Source organism: Polynucleobacter necessarius, from assembly GCF_900095175.1.
Taxonomy (GTDB): Bacteria; Pseudomonadota; Gammaproteobacteria; order Burkholderiales; family Burkholderiaceae; genus Polynucleobacter; species Polynucleobacter necessarius_I.
Genome location: NZ_LT606946.1, coordinates 1,829,636 through 1,846,468 on the forward strand (window position 1 = coordinate 1,829,636; position 16,833 = coordinate 1,846,468).

Below are 16,833 nucleotides of genomic sequence, written 5' to 3' on the forward strand. Positions count from 1 at the left end.
AAAGTTCTTACATGAGAAATACGCTCACCATCAAACTGTTTGCTGCGATTTTGATTTCATCATTCTTATCTGGATGTGGAGTGTTAGCCGTTGGTGGTGTTGTAGCGGGCGCGAGTGTCATGGCTGACCGTCGTACGCCAGCTGTGCAGGCAATTGATAAGGGCATTGAACTCGAAGCTGGGAACGCTCTGGCTAAGCGCTATGGCGACGATGCACACATCAATGTGACTTCATTTAATCAAAAGGTATTGTTGACCGGTGAAGCGAAAGATGCCGATATTAAAGGCCAGGCTGGCGCTTATGTAAAGGCTATGAAGAACGTACGTTCCGTCTTTAATGAATTGATCATTGGGCCAAATAGCACTTATACGGCTCGCGCAAACGATACATTCCTCGAATCCAAAATCAAAACACAAATGATTTTTACAGACAAGTTGCCATTCAACTCCATGGCGATTGTTGCTGAAGGTAGCAGTGTTTATTTGATGGGAATTTTGACGCAGAATGAGGCAGCGATTGCTAAGAAAGTAGCAAGCAATGCTGATGGCGTAAAAGAGGTTTACGCCTACTTCGATATTATTTCTGAGGCAGAAAAAGTGCGCTTAGAAAAACAAGGTAAGGCCGACGAGTCTCAGCCTAACTCCGCTCCAAATCAGTAAGTAGTTTGGTAGTGGTCCGCCAAAAATTATTTTTGAGATCAGGCGTGAAATTTTTTTTGCTTGCCACCCTCCTTTCACTTTTTTCTGTTGGTGCGCGCGCTACTGCAGATGATGCAAAGGCACTCGCACTTGCAAAACAAAGTGCTTGCTTAGGGTGCCATGCAATAGATAAAAAAATTGTGGGGCCAAGCTTTCAGGCGATTGCAAAAAAATATGCGAACGATCCTAGCGCAATAGTGTTTTTAAAAAACAAAATTATTAAAGGCGGTTCGGGATCTTGGGGTGTTGTGCCTATGCCAGCAAATGCGAAGTTAAGCGATGTCGATGTATCCTTGCTGACAACTTGGATTTTGCGCGGAGCACCTCGCGCAAATTAAGTTGGGCGAACGACAGGCTTCCCTAGCAACCAAGACCAGGCATCATTTGAGCGCTTAAAATTTTCTTTCAGCGCATAGTCAAAGTCACCCCATTGCTCATTGGCGGCTTCTTCAACAATCGTCCCTGGATTTGCAGGCGGCAGTTTCAAGTAAGCATCTGCATCGCCATATGCATATTCAACGCGCATTCCAGCCTTTTGAGCGAGCCGCATCATCGCTTTATGTTTGCTAGGCAGTGCACAAACAAGGTTTCGATACGAGTATTGCGTGAGTGCACTGAAGCGCGTGCTAGCAATGCTGTGCCAATGCCCATTCCACGTCCGGCTGGAAGCGCGGATACGCCAAATTCCGCGGCCCGCGGCTGATCTTTGATCTTTGGTAAATAGGCCAAATGCGCCATGCCAATCAGGTTTAGTTCAGAATCAAAGCTATCAAAAACGGTATCTCTATTAAAATCTAGCCCATCTACATAGTGATGAATGACCTCATCAGGCGTCTAGGTGCCAAAGCGTAGACGGCGATCCTCTTCATTTAATAGCAAAAGATGACTCAATATCTCACCCTTGTGTCCGGCATGTAATTCACGAACAGGAACAACCGAGCTAGCCGTATATGGCTTGCTAGGTAAGTGATTGGTCGCTAATTTATGGTGCATTGCAGTATCTTAGCAGAAATCACCAAAATTTTCAGGGTTTTCCCTAGGTATATGCCATTTTCGGGAGGAGGAAGAGGGAAATGGGTAAAAACTGCGGGTATACCACCACTTTTTTATACCTTATCCATAAAAATACGTAAATTATGAAAAAAGTTCAAAATATTTTCAATCTCTATCCCATTGTTTTTAATGGATTTATTTCAAAAGTAAGAAAAAACTTCGCATTTTGAGAGAAAAAGACTACGAAAGGTGTTGACAGACCCAAATACGTGAGATACAGTCTCATCTCTCTGCTGAATGTTTTTAAGAAATACCAAACAAGTCAGCCCTCTTTAAAAATTAGTCAACCGATAATTGTGGGTACTAAGTGAAAGCATCAAGTCCTTCGGGACAGATGTAAATAAATAGTACTCATAGACAGTAAAAAGATTTGGTTTTATTACCAAGTCAATTTCTTGAATGAGTGCGACGATCCGCAAGGATCACAGGAATTGAACTGAAGAGTTTGATCCTGGCTCAGATTGAACGCTGGCGGCATGCCTTACACATGCAAGTCGAACGGCAGCACGGGTGCTTGCACCTGGTGGCGAGTGGCGAACGGGTGAGCAATACATCGGAACGTACCTTATCGTGGGGGATAACGCAGCGAAAGCCGTGCTAATACCGCATACGCCCTGAGGGGGAAAGCGGGGGATCGAAAGACCTCGCGCGATTAGAGCGGCCGATGTCTGATTAGCTTGTTGGTGGGGTAAAAGCCCACCAAGGCGACGATCAGTAGCTGGTCTGAGAGGACGATCAGCCACACTGGGACTGAGACACGGCCCAGACTCCTACGGGAGGCAGCAGTGGGGAATTTTGGACAATGGGGGAAACCCTGATCCAGCAATGCCGCGTGAGTGAAGAAGGCCTTCGGGTTGTAAAGCTCTTTTGTCAGGGAAGAAACACTGGCTCTAACACAGTCCGGGAATGACGGTACCTGAAGAATAAGCACCGGCTAACTACGTGCCAGCAGCCGCGGTAATACGTAGGGTGCGAGCATTAATCGGAATTACTGGGCGTAAAGCGTGCGCAGGCGGTTATACAAGACAGGCGTGAAATCCCCGGGCTTAACCTGGGAATGGCGCCTGTGACTGTATAGCTAGAGTGTGTCAGAGGGGGGTAGAATTCCACGTGTAGCAGTGAAATGCGTAGATATGTGGAGGAATACCAATGGCGAAGGCAGCCCCCTGGGATAACACTGACGCTCATGCACGAAAGCGTGGGGAGCAAACAGGATTAGATACCCTGGTAGTCCACGCCCTAAACGGTGCTGACTAGTTGTTCGGGATTTACATCCTGAGTAACGTAGCTAACGCGTGAAGTCAGCCGCCTGGGGAGTACGGTCGCAAGATTAAAACTCAAAGGAATTGACGGGGACCCGCACAAGCGGTGGATGATGTGGATTAATTCGATGCAACGCGAAAAACCTTACCTACCCTTGACATGTCACTAACGAAGTAGAAATACATTAGGTGCCCGTGAGGGAAAGTGAACACAGGTGCTGCATGGCTGTCGTCAGCTCGTGTCGTGAGATGTTGGGTTAAGTCCCGCAACGAGCGCAACCCTTGTCTTTAGTTGCTACGCAAGAGCACTCTAAAGAGACTGCCGGTGACAAGCCGGAGGAAGGTGGGGATGACGTCAAGTCCTCATGGCCCTTATGGGTAGGGCTTCACACGTCATACAATGGTGCATACAAAGGGTTGCCAACCCGCGAGGGGGAGCTAATCTCAGAAAATGCATCGTAGTCCGGATCGTAGTCTGCAACTCGACTACGTGAAGCTGGAATCGCTAGTAATCGCGGATCAGAATGTCGCGGTGAATACGTTCCCGGGTCTTGTACACACCGCCCGTCATACCATGGGAGTGGGTTTTGCCAGAAGCCGTTAGCCTAACCGCAAGGAGGGCGACTGCCACGGCAGGGTTCATGACTGGGGTAAAGTCGTAACAAGGTAGCCGTATCGGAAGGTGCGGCTGGATCACCTCCTTTCTAGAGAAAGATGCTGGAGCTCTAGTGCCCACACTTATCGGTTGACAATAAAAGCCACGGGTCTGTAGCTCAGCTGGTTAGAGCACTGTGTTGATAACGCAGGGGTCGTAGGTTCAAGTCCTACCAGACCCACCACCAGCCAGAAACAAGACTTAGTGGGACGTTGGGGGATTAGCTCAGCTGGGAGAGCGCCTGCTTTGCAAGCAGGGGGTCGTCGGTTCGATCCCGTCATCCTCCACCATCATCTAAATAGCAAAACTAAACGAACATTTAATCGTTTAGTTTTGCCATTTATGGCTGTTCTTTAAAAATTTGAGTAAGCAAAGTGTTAAATGTTTCTTTGAGAGGATATTTGACAATGTAATAAGGGTAAAGATTGAATCATCAATCAGTAATACAAACGAGTTTTACCAAGTTCTTAACAAAGTACTTACAGTTTGGATTACGGCAAACATGTCAGAAGTAGAAGTAAACCTGTAACAGGTACTAGCAATGGTGCTCGTTATAGGATCAAGTGAATAAGTGCACATGATGGATGCCTTGGCGATTACAGGCGACGAAAGACGTTATAACCTGCGATAAGCCCCGGGGAGCTGGTAAATAAGCTTTGATCCGGGGATTTCTGAATGGGGAAACCCACCACTTTTGTGGTACCCATACCTGAATACATAGGGTATGAGAAGCGAACCTTGTGAACTGAAACATCTAAGTAGCAAGAGGAAAAGACATCAACCGAGATTCCCAGAGTAGTGGCGAGCGAAATGGGAACAGCCTACTAGTGATAGCTCAGTAATTAACAGAACGGAATGGAAAGTCCGACAATAAAGGGTGATAGTCCCGTATGTGAAAATTATTGGGTGGTACTAGGCTAGAGACAAGTAGGGCGGGACACGTGAAATCCTGTCTGAATATGGGGGGACCATCCTCCAAGGCTAAATACTCGTAATCGACCGATAGTGAACAAGTACCGTGAGGGAAAGGCGAAAAGAACCCCGGAAGGGGAGTGAAATAGATCCTGAAATTGTGTGCATACAAACAGTAGGAGCCTCGTAAGAGGTGACTGCGTACCTTTTGTATAATGGGTCAGCGACTTACATTCAGTAGCAAGCTTAACCGAATAGGGAAGGCGTAGCGAAAGCGAGTCCGAATAGGGCGCTAGTTGCTGGGTGTAGACCCGAAACCAGTTGATCTATCCATGGCCAGGTTGAAGGTGCGGTAACACGTACTGGAGGACCGAACCCACTAACGTTGAAAAGTTAGGGGATGAGCTGTGGATAGGGGTGAAAGGCTAAACAAAACTGGAAATAGCTGGTTCTCTCCGAAAACTATTTAGGTAGTGCCTCGTGTATCACTGTAGGGGGTAGAGCACTGTCATGGTAGTGGGGTCCATTGCGGATTACTGCGCCATAGCAAACTCCGAATACCTACAAGTGCAAGCACGGGAGACAGACATCGGGTGCTAACGTCCGGTGTCAAGAGGGAAACAACCCAGACCGCCAGCTAAGGTCCCTAATATATGCTAAGTGGGAAACGAAGTGGGAAGGCTAAAACAGTCAGGAGGTTGGCTTAGAAGCAGCCATCCTTTAAAGAAAGCGTAATAGCTCACTGATCGAGTCGTCCTGCGCGGAAGATGTAACGGGGCTAAGCATATAACCGAAGCTGCGGATCACAGTAATGTGATGGTAGGAGAGCGTTCTGTAAGCCTGTGAAGGTGTCTTGTAAAGGATGCTGGAGGTATCAGAAGTGCGAATGCTGGCATGAGTAGCGATAAAGGGGGTGAAAAGCCCCCTCGCCGTAAGCCCAAGGTTTCCTGTTCAACGTTCATCGGAACAGGGTGAGTCGGCCCCTAAGGCGAGGCAGAGATGCGTAGCTGATGGGAACAAGGTTAATATTCCTTGACCATTGTTAGATGCGATGGGGGGATGGATCGCGGAAAGTTGTCCGGGTGTTGGAAGTCCCGGTTCTTGCGTTGGAGATGGCTATTAGGTAAATCCGGTAGCGTAATTCAAGGGCGTGAGACGAGCGAATTTATTCGCGAAGCAATTGGAAGTGGTTCCAAGAAAAGCCTCTAAGCTTCAGTCTAACAAGACCGTACCGCAAACCGACACAGGTGGGCGAGATGAGTATTCTAAGGCGCTTGAGAGAACTCAGGAGAAGGAACTCGGCAAATTTGTACCGTAACTTCGGGATAAGGTACGCCCTGGTAGTTTGACCCTGTACAAGGGGAGAACGAAAGGGTTGCAATAAAAAGGTGGCTGCGACTGTTTAATAAAAACACAGCACTCTGCAAACACGAAAGTGGACGTATAGGGTGTGACGCCTGCCCGGTGCTGGAAGATTAAATGATGGGGTGCAAGCTCTTGATTGAAGTCCCAGTAAACGGCGGCCGTAACTATAACGGTCCTAAGGTAGCGAAATTCCTTGTCGGGTAAGTTCCGACCTGCACGAATGGCGTAACGATGGCCACACTGTCTCCTCCTGAGACTCAGCGAAGTTGAAATGTTTGTGATGATGCAATCTACCCGTGGCTAGACGGAAAGACCCCATGAACCTTTACTGTAGCTTTGCATTGGACTTTGAACCGGTCTGTGTAGGATAGGTGGGAGGCGTTGAAAGCGGGATGCTAGTTCCGCTGGAGCCAACCTTGAAATACCACCCTGGTTTGTTTGAGGTTCTAACCTTGGCCCATTATCTGGGTCGGGAACAGTGCATGGTAGGCAGTTTGACTGGGGCGGTCTCCTCCCAAAGTGTAACGGAGGAGTACGAAGGTACGCTTGGTACGGTCGGACATCGTACCTAAAGTGCAATGGCAAAAGCGTGCTTAACTGCGAGACCGACAAGTCGAGCAGGTGCGAAAGCAGGTCATAGTGATCCGGTGGTTCTGTATGGAAGGGCCATCGCTCAACGGATAAAAGGTACTCTGGGGATAACAGGCTGATACCGCCCAAGAGTTCATATCGACGGCGGTGTTTGGCACCTCGATGTCGGCTCATCTCATCCTGGGGCTGTAGCCGGTCCCAAGGGTATGGCTGTTCGCCATTTAAAGAGGTACGTGAGCTGGGTTTAAAACGTCGTGAGACAGTTTGGTCCCTATCTGCCATGGGCGTTGGAGATTTGACGGGGGCTGCTCCTAGTACGAGAGGACCGGAGTGGACGTACCGCTGGTGTACCTGTTGTTTCGCCAGAAGCATCGCAGGGTAGCTATGTACGGAAGAGATAACCGCTGAAAGCATCTAAGCGGGAAACTTGCCTGAAGATGAGATCTCCCGTAGGTTTAACCTACATAAAGGGTCGTTGAAGACCACAACGTTGATAGGTCAGGCGTGGAAGCGCAGTAATGCGTTAAGCTAACTGATACTAATTGCCCGTTAGGCTTGATCCTATAACCAGCACTATTGTGTTGGATGTTTGCCAGATTTAATCTGCATCCTTATTACATGCTTACTCAAATAGAGTTGTTGATGATTTATCAGCAACTCGACCCTCTACGCCCGGTGACCATAGCAAGTTGGAACCACTCCTTCCCATCCCGAACAGGACAGTGAAACGACTTTACGCCGATGATAGTGCGGATTACCCGTGTGAAAGTAGGTAACTGCCGGGCACCAATGCGACGCCCAGACCCTCTTAGGTCTGGGCGTTTTTACTTGTGCAAAGCGTTTTGAGGTTTTAGAGATTGACAGAAACTCCATTTGGAGTCAGAATATTGGGTTCGCGGAGGGGTGTCCGAGCGGCTAAAGGAGGCAGACTGTAAATCTGTTGGCTATGCCTACGTAGGTTCGAATCCTACCCCCTCCACCAGATGTGCGGGATTAGTTTAATGGTAAAACAGCAGATTTCCAATCTTCGGTCAAGAGTTCGATTCTCTTATCCCGCTCCAGTATTAATAGTATTTGTATTTGCCCATGTGGCTCAGTGGTAGAGCACTCCCTTGGTAAGGGAGAGGTCGGCAGTTCGATCCTGCCCATGGGCACCATGGAAAATTTTAATTTCGTGTGTTGGTTTAAGAGTTAACTAAGGGCAGACAAAAAAATGGCAAAAGAAAAGTTTGAGCGGACAAAACCGCACGTAAACGTTGGTACAATCGGTCACGTTGACCACGGTAAAACCACATTGACAGCAGCTATCGCAACCGTGCTTTCAAAAGCATTTGGTGGCGAAGCAAAAGCATACGATCAGATCGATGCTGCTCCAGAAGAAAAAGCACGCGGTATTACTATTAATACAGCACACGTTGAGTATGAGACTGCGAATCGTCACTACGCACACGTGGATTGCCCAGGACATGCTGACTACGTTAAGAACATGATTACTGGTGCTGCTCAGATGGACGGCGCTATTTTGGTTTGCTCTGCAGCTGACGGCCCAATGCCACAAACTCGTGAGCACATCCTCTTGGCGCGCCAAGTTGGTGTTCCATACATCATCGTGTTCTTGAACAAGTGCGACATGGTGGATGACGCTGAGTTGTTAGAACTCGTAGAAATGGAAGTTCGTGAGCTTCTATCTAAGTACGACTTCCCAGGCGATGACACACCAATCATTCAAGGTTCTGCTAAGTTAGCACTTGAAGGCGACGAAGGCCCATTGGGTAAAGAAGCCATCATGAAGTTGGCTGAAGCACTTGACTCATACATCCCAACTCCAGAGCGTGCTGTTGACGGTGCGTTCTTGATGCCAGTAGAGGACGTGCTCTCTATCTCCGGTCGCGGTACTGTTGTTACAGGCCGTATCGAGCGCGGTATCGTTAAAGTTGGTGAAGAGATTGAAATTATCGGTATCAAGCCAACACTCAAGACAACTTGTACTGGTGTTGAAATGTTCCGCAAATTGCTCGACCAAGGTCAAGCAGGCGATAACGTTGGTATCTTGTTACGCGGTACAAAACGTGAAGAAGTTGAGCGCGGCCAAGTATTGGCTAAGCCAGGTTCAATCACCCCACATACTCACTTTACAGCCGAGGTTTACATCTTGGGTAAAGATGAAGGTGGTCGTCATACTCCATTCTTTAACAACTATCGTCCACAGTTCTACTTCCGTACAACGGACGTAACTGGTTCAATCGAGTTGCCAAAAGACAAAGAAATGGTAATGCCTGGTGATAACGTGACTATTACCGTAAAACTCATCGCTCCAATCGCGATGGAAGAAGGTTTACGTTTTGCGATCCGTGAAGGTGGCCGTACTGTTGGCGCCGGCGTGGTTGCAAAGATTTTGGCTTAATAGTTTTAATAAAGGGGTGTAGCTCAATTGGCAGAGCGTTGGTCTCCAAAACCAAAGGTTGGGGGTTCGATGCCCTTCGCCCCTGCCACGATTTGAACTGAAAGTAATATGTCTCAACATACAGCAAGTCATACCGAAGAAAAAAGCAGCTGGGTCTCTGGGCTCGCTGCTTTACTAGTCGTTGCAGCGTTAGTTCTTTACTACACGCTGGCCGATCAATCGATATTGATTCGTTTGGCTGTTTTGTTTGGCGGAATTGCTGTTGCAGTTTTGATTGTGGCGATGTCGGCAGATGGGCGTCGTTTTATCGCCTATGCAAAAGACTCTTGGTATGAAGTAAAAAAGGTTGTTTGGCCGACTCGTAAAGAGACGACTCAGATGACTCTAGTCGTATTTGGCTTTGTTGTGATCATGTCCCTGTTTTTGTGGATTGCAGACAAATTAATTGAATGGCTAGTTTTTTCAGTCTTCCTAGGCTGGAAGTGAGTAAAAAATGATTGATACTGAATTGGTTTCAAATAATCCACAGGCTACCGGCAATATGCGTTGGTATGTGATTCATGCATATTCAGGCATGGAAAAAAGCGTTAAAAGAGGTCTTGAGGAGCGTATTGCACGCTCTGGAATGCCAGAGAAATTTGGATGCATCTTGGTCCCATCCGAAGAGGTTGTAGAAATCAAGTCTGGCACTAAGTCAGTTTCTGAGCGCCGCTTCTTCCCCGGCTATGTACTAATTGAGATGGAAATGACTGACGAGAGCTGGCATTTGGTGAAAAATACGCCAAAAGTGACCGGTTTCGTTGGTGGTGTAAGAAGCCGACCAAGCCCGATTTCTACGGCTGAAGTGACCAAAATCATGGATCAAATGCAGGCTGGGGTTGATAAACCTAAGCCTAAGACCTTGTTTGAGGTGGGCGAGATGGTTCGCGTTAAAGAAGGTCCATTCACAGATTTCAACGGAAACGTCGAAAAAGTGAACTACGAGAAGTCAAGATTGCGCGTTTCTGTTACAATTTTTGGCCGCGGTACCCCAGTTGAGCTGGGGTTCGGGCAAGTAGAAAAGATGTAAAAAACACCCAATTTAGGGGGTTTAGTAGCAAAAGTAGTGGTTTTAAGTGGTTAGCAATAACCGAGGAGCGGATCTAGAAAGCCAAAAACTAGTAAAGCGTTTACTCAACAGCGGTCTTTCCTAATGAGGTTAGGCGCGCTTTTAGGAGCAATCAATGGCAAAGAAGATCATTGGCTTTATCAAGCTGCAGATCCCTGCAGGTAAAGCAAATCCATCACCCCCCGTAGGTCCAGCATTGGGTCAACGCGGCCTTAATATTATGGAATTCTGTAAGGCGTTTAATGCTCAAACTCAGAGCATGGAACCTGGCCTTCCAATTCCAGTCGTGATTACAGCGTTTGCTGATAAGAGCTTCACTTTCATCATGAAGACTCCTCCAGCAGCCATCATGATTAAGAAGGCCGCAAAGATCGAAAAAGGATCACCACGTCCGCATACCGATAAGGTAGGCAAAATTACACGTGCTCAAGCAGAAGAAATTGCTAAAGCAAAAATGCCAGATTTGACAGCTGCTGATATGGACGCTGCTGTAAGAACTATCGCTGGTAGCGCCCGTTCCATGGGCATCACAGTGGAAGGCCTCTAATCATGACTAAGTTATCTAAGCGTTTAAAGGCGATTGAATCTAAAGTAGATCGCAATAAGTTTTATACATTAGAAGATGCATTGAACCTAGTTAAAGAATGTGCAACTGCGAAGTTCGATGAATCTATCGACGTTGCAGTTCGGTTGGGTATTGATGCGAAGAAATCTGACCAAGTTGTGCGTGGCGCAGTTGTGCTCCCAGCCGGTACAGGTAAGCATGTTCGTATAGCGGTATTTGCACAAGGCGAAAAAGCTGAACAAGCTAAAGCAGCTGGTGCTGAGATCGTTGGCATGGAAGACCTCGCTGACCAAATTAAGAGCGGCAAAATCGATTTCGATATTTTGATCGCATCCCCAGACACAATGAAGATTGTTGGTACTTTAGGTCAAGTATTGGGCCCACGTGGTTTGATGCCGAATCCAAAAGTGGGAACTGTTACTCCTGACGTTGCTACTGCAGTTAAGAATGCAAAAGCAGGTCAAGTGCAATTCCGTGTGGACAAAGCCGGTATCGTGCACGCAAGCATTGGCCGTCGTTCATTCGAACCAGCTGCATTGAAATCAAACTTGCTCGCATTGCTTGAGGCTTTGAACAAAGCTAAGCCACCTGCATCTAAGGGCATTTATTTAAAGAAGGTTGCCGTAAGCAGCACCATGGGTGCAGGCGTACGTGTAGACCAAGCATCGATACAGGCTGCTCAGTAATTAGCCTGTAGCAAAAAGAACTTTGGGTCGACTCCCGCTCTTTGAGTGAGAGTCGAACATCAAAGACCGTTGGTGAATTATTTGCTTACTCAGAACTAATTCTTAATCGTTACGAAAGTAATAGCCAGCGCAGATGGCGACCCTGAAAAGATTTCACAAGATTTCCTTGTGACAAATGATCAGACGCTGGTGTGTAACCCCAACTGGAAACAGTTGGTTTTTTTAGGAGTTAAACCGTGCCTTTGAATGTACAAGACAAAAAAGCGATTGTTGCTGATGTCGGCGCTCAATTGGCTGGAGCTCAAACAGTCGTGCTCGCTGAATACCGTGGTATTCCAGTAGAGCAGTTGACAAAGCTACGTGCTAGCGCACGTGACCAAGGTGTATATCTTCGCGTTTTGAAGAACACATTGGCACGCCGTGCTGCACAAGGCACACAGTTTGAGCCTCTTGCTGATTCGATGGTTGGCCCCTTGATCTATGGCATCTCTGCTGATCCGATTGCTTCGGCAAAAGTATTGCAGAACTTTGCTAAGACTCAAGACAAGCTAGTCATTACTGCTGGCTTATATAGCGGCAAGTTGTTAGACGTTGCGGGCGTTAAAGCTCTTGCAACAATTCCAAGCCGCGACGAGTTGTTATCTCAGTTGTTAGGTGTGATGTTGGCACCAGTATCTGCGATGGCTCGCGTATTGGGCGCAGTAGCAGCGCAAAAATCAGCCGGAGCACCTACTCCAGTTGCAGCACCTGTAGTTGAAGCAGCAGCCTCAGAAGCAGTCGCTGAGCCTGAAGCCGCAGCCCCAGAAGCTGGAACAGAAACACCGCAAACCCCTGCCGCTGAATAAGCGCAGATTAACTATTAAGTATTAGGAGCTAAAAATGGCGATTACCAAAGAAGAAATCATTGATGCAGTAGGCAGCATGTCCGTAATGGATTTGAACGACTTGGTTAAGGCGTTCGAAGAGAAGTTTGGCGTTTCAGCTGCAGCGATGGCTGTTGCTGGTCCTGCTGGTGGTGGCGCAGCTGCTGCTGGTGAAGAGCAAACAGAATTCACTGTTAACTTGCTCGAAGCTGGCGCAAACAAAGTTTCAGTAATTAAGGCTGTTCGTGAAATCACTGGTCTTGGCTTGAAAGAAGCTAAAGACTTAGTTGATGGCGCACCAAAGCCAATCAAAGAAGCTGTTGATAAGAAGACTGCTGAAGAAGCTAAGAAGAAGCTTGAAGAAGCTGGCGCTAAAGCAGAACTCAAGTAATACAAACTCAGTTAGCGCCCCTCAAAAAGGGGTGCTAGCCATGTTGGGTTTGCCTTCTGATACGACTGCAGAATGCAAGTTTGGTCGGACACTAGATCTTTCGATTTAGTGTTGTCCGCCAGTGATTGGTAGTGGCCAATCGCCAAATCTTTGTACAGTCGCTGAATTCGGAGATGAAATGAACTACAGCTTCACCGAACGCAAGCGAGTCCGTAAAAGCTTTGCTAAGCGAGTAAATAATCATCAGGTTCCATGCCTGATTGCAACGCAGCTGGAATCCTACGCTAAATTTTTACAGGCTGAAAAGCCAGCAATGTCTCGTCTTACAGAGGGACTTCAAGCTGCCGTTACATCAGCATTCCCAATTGTGTCCAACAATGGCTACGCACGTATGGAATACGTGTCATATCAGTTGTCACAGCCACCGTTTGACGTTAAAGAATGTCAACAACGTGGTTACACATACCACTCAGCCTTACGTGTAAAAGTTCGCTTGATTATTTATGATCGCGAAGCACCTACTAAGGTTAAAGAGGTAAAAGAGAGCGAAGTCTACATGGGTGAAATTCCACTCATGACTAATAACGGCTCTTTTGTGATCAACGGTACTGAGCGCGTCATCGTTTCTCAGTTACGCCGTTCCCCAGGCGTGTTCTTCGAGCACGATAAGGGCAAGACACATAGCTCAGGTAAGTTGCTGTTCTCAGCGCGCATCATTCCTTACCGTGGTTCATGGCTCGATTTTGAGTTTGATCCAAAAGACATTCTCTATTTCCGCGTTGACCGTCGTCGTAAGATGCCCGTCACCATTTTGCTCAAAGCAATTGGTTTAAACAACGAGCAGATTCTTGCAAACTGCTTTAACTTTGATCATTTCTCATTGGGCGCAAATGGCGCTTCTATGGAATTTGTTCCAGAGCGTTTGCGTGGCCAAATGGCCAGCTTTGATGTGCTAGATAAGAATGGCGTTGTTGTCATTCAAAAAGACAAGCGTATCAATGCAAAACATATTCGTGAGCTCGAAGCTGCTAAGACAAAGAACATCGTTGTCCCAGATGATTACTTAGTTGGTCGCGTAGTTGCACGTAATATCATTGATCCAGACTCTGGTGAAATTCTAGCTTACGCTAATGATGAAATCACTGAAGAGTTGTTGGCTACATTGCGCGATGCAGGCATTAAGCAATTGGAAACCATCTACACCAATGATTTGGATTCTGGCGCATACATTTCACAGACATTGCGTACTGATGAAACTGCAGATCAAATGGCTGCTCGTATTGCCATTTATCGCATGATGCGCCCTGGTGAGCCTCCAACAGAAGATGCTGTTGAAGCCTTGTTCCGGCGCTTGTTCTACAACGAAGATAGTTACGATTTATCACGCGTTGGTCGTATGAAAGTAAACAGCCGTCTCGGTCGTTCTGAGATGGAAGGCAAAGTGGTTTTGTCGGACGAAGATATCCTCGACACCATTAAGTCTTTGGTTGACTTGCGTAACGGTAAAGGCGAAGTCGATGACATCGATCACTTAGGTAATCGTCGCGTACGTTGCGTAGGTGAGTTGGCTGAGAATCAATTCCGTGCTGGTTTGTCACGTGTTGAGCGTGCGGTTAAAGAACGTCTCGGCCAAGCCGAAACAGAAAACCTCATGCCGCATGATTTGATTAACAGCAAGCCAATCTCTTCAGCGATTCGTGAGTTCTTCGGTTCTTCACAGCTGTCCCAGTTTATGGACCAAACAAACCCATTGTCAGAGATTACGCACAAGCGTCGTATTTCTGCATTGGGACCTGGTGGTTTGACGCGCGAGCGCGCAGGTTTCGAAGTGCGCGACGTACACCCAACCCACTACGGACGTGTTTGCCCAATTGAAACTCCAGAAGGACCAAACATTGGTCTGATCAACTCACTCGCGTTGTTTGCGCGTTTGAATGAACATGGTTTCTTAGAGACCCCATACCGTAAAGTTTCCAATAGCAAAGTAAGCGACGAAGTGGTTTACCTCTCTGCGATTGAAGAAGCGAAATACGTGATTGCTCAGGCAAACGCAACGATCGACAAGAGTGGTAAGTTGGCCGATGAATTGGTTTCAGCGCGTCAAGCTGGTGAGACCATGATGGTTAGCCCAGAGCGTATCGATTTCATCGACGTTGCCCCTAGTCAGATCGTTTCTGCTGCTGCTTCATTGGTTCCATTCTTGGAGCATGACGATGCGAACCGTGCGTTGATGGGTGCGAATATGCAACGTCAAGCGGTTCCTTGCTTGCGTCCAGATAAACCATTGGTTGGCACAGGTTTAGAGCGTATCGTTGCGGTTGACTCAGGTACAGTTATTTTGGCTTCCCGTGGCGGTATCGTTGACTACGTTGACGCTAACCGTGTAGTTATTCGTGTAAACGATGACGAGACAGCGGCCGGTGAAGTTGGTGTGGATATTTATAACCTCATCAAGTACACCCGTTCTAACCAAAATACCAACATTAACCAACGTCCAATCGTTCAGGCTGGTGATCGTGTAGCCCGTGGCGACGTAGTTGCTGACGGCGCATCTACCGATTTGGGTGAATTGGCTTTGGGTCAAAACATGACTGTGGCATTTATGCCATGGAACGGTTACAACTTCGAAGATTCAATCTTGATCTCTGAGAAAGTTGTTGCTGACGACCGTTACACCTCTATTCATATTGAAGAGTTGTCGGTTGTTGCTCGTGATACCAAGCTTGGTTCAGAAGAAATTACACGCGATATCTCCAACTTGGCTGAGTCACAACTCTCCCGTTTGGATGAGAGCGGTATTGTTTATATCGGTGCTGAGGTTGAAGCTGGTGACGTATTGGTTGGTAAAGTTACTCCTAAGGGTGAGACTACTCTCACTCCAGAAGAGAAGTTACTGCGTGCGATCTTCGGTGAAAAAGCATCTGACGTTAAAGATACTTCTTTGCGCGTTTCATCTGGAATGATCGGTACCGTTATTGATGTTCAAGTCTTCACCCGCGAAGGCATTGAGCGCGATGCACGTGCGCAGTCAATTATTCAAGAAGAATTACAACGCTATCGTTTGGACTTAAACGACCAGTTGCGTATTGTTGAAGGCGATGCCTTCATGCGTTTAGAAAAGCTGTTGATTGGCAAAGTTGCCAATGGTGGTCCTCAGAAATTAGCTAAAGGCACTAAGCTCGACAAGGAATACCTTGCCAGCCTAGATAAATACTATTGGTTTGATGTTCATCCAGCAGATGATGAGGTTGCCACACAGGCTGAGGCAATCAAATCTTCTATCGAAGCGAAGCGTAAGCAATTTGATGAGGCTTTTGAAGAGAAGCGCACCAAGCTTACCCAAGGTGATGATTTGCAGCCTGGCGTAACGAAGATGGTTAAGGTGTACTTGGCAGTTAAGCGTCGCTTACAGCCTGGCGACAAGATGGCCGGTCGTCACGGTAATAAAGGTGTGGTTTCTAAAATCGCTCCTGCAGAAGACATGCCATTTATGGCTGACGGACGCCCTGTTGATATCGTCTTGAACCCATTGGGCGTTCCTTCCCGTATGAACGTAGGTCAGATCTTGGAAACCCACTTAGGTTGGGCAGCTCAAGGTATTGGTAAGCGTATTGATGAGATGGTTCGTCAACAAGCTAAGCAAGCTGAACTCCGCAAGTTCATGAAGCAGCTTTACAACGAAACCGGTCGTATCGAAGATATCGATAACTTCACTGATGAGCAGATTACTGTTTTGGCTGAGAATTTACGCCAAGGCTTGCCATTTGCTACTCCAGTATTTGACGGTGCAACCGAAGCTGAAATCGGCCGCATGCTGGAGTTGGCTTATCCAGATGAAGTAGCTACTGCATTGAAGATGACGCCTTCACGTCAGCAAATGATTTTGTGTGACGGCCGTACTGGCGATCAGTTTGAGCGTCCTGTAACTGTTGGCGTAATGCACGTCTTGAAACTCCACCATTTGGTCGATGACAAGATGCACGCACGTTCAACCGGACCTTACTCTTTAGTAACGCAACAGCCACTTGGCGGTAAAGCTCAGTTTGGTGGTCAGCGCTTTGGTGAGATGGAAGTTTGGGCCCTCGAAGCATACGGCGCTTCATATGTCTTGCAGGAAATGCTGACAGTGAAGTCCGATGACGTCGCAGGCCGTACCAAGGTTTACGAAAACATCGTCAAGGGCGAGCACACAATTGATGCTGGCATGCCCGAATCCTTTAACGTGTTGGTAAAAGAAATCCGCTCGTTGGGTATTGACATTGACATGGAGCGCAACTGAT

The 16,833-nt window shown here is 47.4% G+C and carries 10 protein-coding genes, 6 tRNA genes, 3 rRNA genes and 1 pseudogene; 19 read left to right on the forward strand and 1 reads right to left on the reverse strand.

Annotated elements, in window-relative coordinates:
* Nucleotides 1–11: 11 nt before the first annotated feature.
* On the forward strand, nucleotides 12–659 hold the full coding sequence (locus DXE44_RS09565; protein WP_114654220.1) for a BON domain-containing protein: 648 nt from the start codon (nucleotides 12–14) through the stop codon (nucleotides 657–659).
* A gap of 44 nt (nucleotides 660–703) precedes the next feature.
* Entirely contained in the window at nucleotides 704–1,036 is a 333-nt protein-coding gene (locus DXE44_RS09570; protein WP_197712881.1) for a c-type cytochrome, read from the forward strand.
* Here DXE44_RS09570 and DXE44_RS11465 read toward each other — a convergent pair.
* Nucleotides 1,033–1,691: pseudogene (locus DXE44_RS11465) on the reverse strand (GNAT family N-acetyltransferase). The gene DXE44_RS09570 and the pseudogene DXE44_RS11465 sit on opposite strands and share 4 nt — an antisense overlap.
* Nucleotides 1,692–2,184: 493 nt before the next feature.
* Here DXE44_RS11465 and DXE44_RS09580 point away from each other — a divergent pair.
* The 17 genes from DXE44_RS09580 (at nucleotide 2,185) to rpoB (ending at nucleotide 16,832) form a co-directional block, all read left to right on the forward strand.
* A 16S ribosomal RNA gene (locus DXE44_RS09580) occupies nucleotides 2,185–3,717 on the forward strand.
* A gap of 58 nt (nucleotides 3,718–3,775) precedes the next feature.
* A tRNA-Ile gene (locus DXE44_RS09585) sits at nucleotides 3,776–3,852 on the forward strand.
* A gap of 30 nt (nucleotides 3,853–3,882) precedes the next feature.
* Nucleotides 3,883–3,958: transfer RNA gene (locus tag DXE44_RS09590), tRNA-Ala, on the forward strand.
* 267 nt (nucleotides 3,959–4,225) lie between these two features.
* Nucleotides 4,226–7,099 (forward strand): 23S ribosomal RNA (locus DXE44_RS09595).
* A 108-nt stretch (nucleotides 7,100–7,207) separates the two neighbouring features.
* Nucleotides 7,208–7,321: ribosomal RNA gene (gene rrf, locus DXE44_RS09600) — 5S ribosomal RNA — on the forward strand.
* The 16S, 23S and 5S rRNA genes sit together here with 5 tRNA genes alongside, the layout of an rRNA operon.
* Nucleotides 7,322–7,433: 112 nt before the next feature.
* A tRNA-Tyr gene (locus DXE44_RS09605) sits at nucleotides 7,434–7,518 on the forward strand.
* Nucleotides 7,519–7,523: 5 nt separating this feature from the next.
* Nucleotides 7,524–7,597 (forward strand) — tRNA-Gly (locus DXE44_RS09610).
* A gap of 21 nt (nucleotides 7,598–7,618) precedes the next feature.
* Nucleotides 7,619–7,693, forward strand: a tRNA-Thr gene (locus DXE44_RS09615).
* Between the two features lie 56 nt (nucleotides 7,694–7,749).
* Nucleotides 7,750–8,940 carry an elongation factor Tu gene (gene tuf, locus DXE44_RS09620; RefSeq protein ID WP_114654221.1) on the forward strand — a complete coding sequence of 397 codons (1,191 nt, stop codon included), beginning with the start codon at nucleotides 7,750–7,752 and terminating at the stop codon, nucleotides 8,938–8,940.
* 12 nt (nucleotides 8,941–8,952) lie between these two features.
* Nucleotides 8,953–9,028 (forward strand) — tRNA-Trp (locus DXE44_RS09625).
* Between the two features lie 20 nt (nucleotides 9,029–9,048).
* Entirely contained in the window at nucleotides 9,049–9,426 is a 378-nt protein-coding gene (gene secE / locus DXE44_RS09630) for a preprotein translocase subunit SecE (protein ID WP_114654222.1), read from the forward strand.
* A 7-nt stretch (nucleotides 9,427–9,433) separates the two neighbouring features.
* Entirely contained in the window at nucleotides 9,434–10,009 is a 576-nt protein-coding gene (nusG, locus tag DXE44_RS09635; protein WP_114654223.1) for a transcription termination/antitermination protein NusG, read from the forward strand.
* Between the two features lie 154 nt (nucleotides 10,010–10,163).
* Entirely contained in the window at nucleotides 10,164–10,595 is a 432-nt protein-coding gene (gene rplK / locus DXE44_RS09640) for a 50S ribosomal protein L11 (protein WP_114654224.1), read from the forward strand.
* Between the two features lie 2 nt (nucleotides 10,596–10,597).
* The gene (gene rplA, locus DXE44_RS09645; protein ID WP_114654225.1) at nucleotides 10,598–11,299 is read left to right on the forward strand and encodes a 50S ribosomal protein L1; all 702 of its coding nucleotides are present in this window, start codon (nucleotides 10,598–10,600) and stop codon (nucleotides 11,297–11,299) included.
* Nucleotides 11,300–11,535: 236 nt separating this feature from the next.
* The gene (rplJ, locus tag DXE44_RS09650) at nucleotides 11,536–12,144 is read left to right on the forward strand and encodes a 50S ribosomal protein L10 (RefSeq protein WP_114654226.1); all 609 of its coding nucleotides are present in this window, start codon (nucleotides 11,536–11,538) and stop codon (nucleotides 12,142–12,144) included.
* 34 nt (nucleotides 12,145–12,178) lie between these two features.
* Nucleotides 12,179–12,553 carry a 50S ribosomal protein L7/L12 gene (gene rplL, locus DXE44_RS09655; protein ID WP_114654227.1) on the forward strand — a complete coding sequence of 125 codons (375 nt, stop codon included), beginning with the start codon at nucleotides 12,179–12,181 and terminating at the stop codon, nucleotides 12,551–12,553.
* A gap of 178 nt (nucleotides 12,554–12,731) precedes the next feature.
* A complete protein-coding gene (gene rpoB, locus DXE44_RS09660) occupies nucleotides 12,732–16,832 on the forward strand; it encodes a DNA-directed RNA polymerase subunit beta (protein ID WP_114654429.1) in 4,101 nt (1,366 codons plus the stop codon).
* Nucleotide 16,833 lies beyond the last annotated feature (1 nt).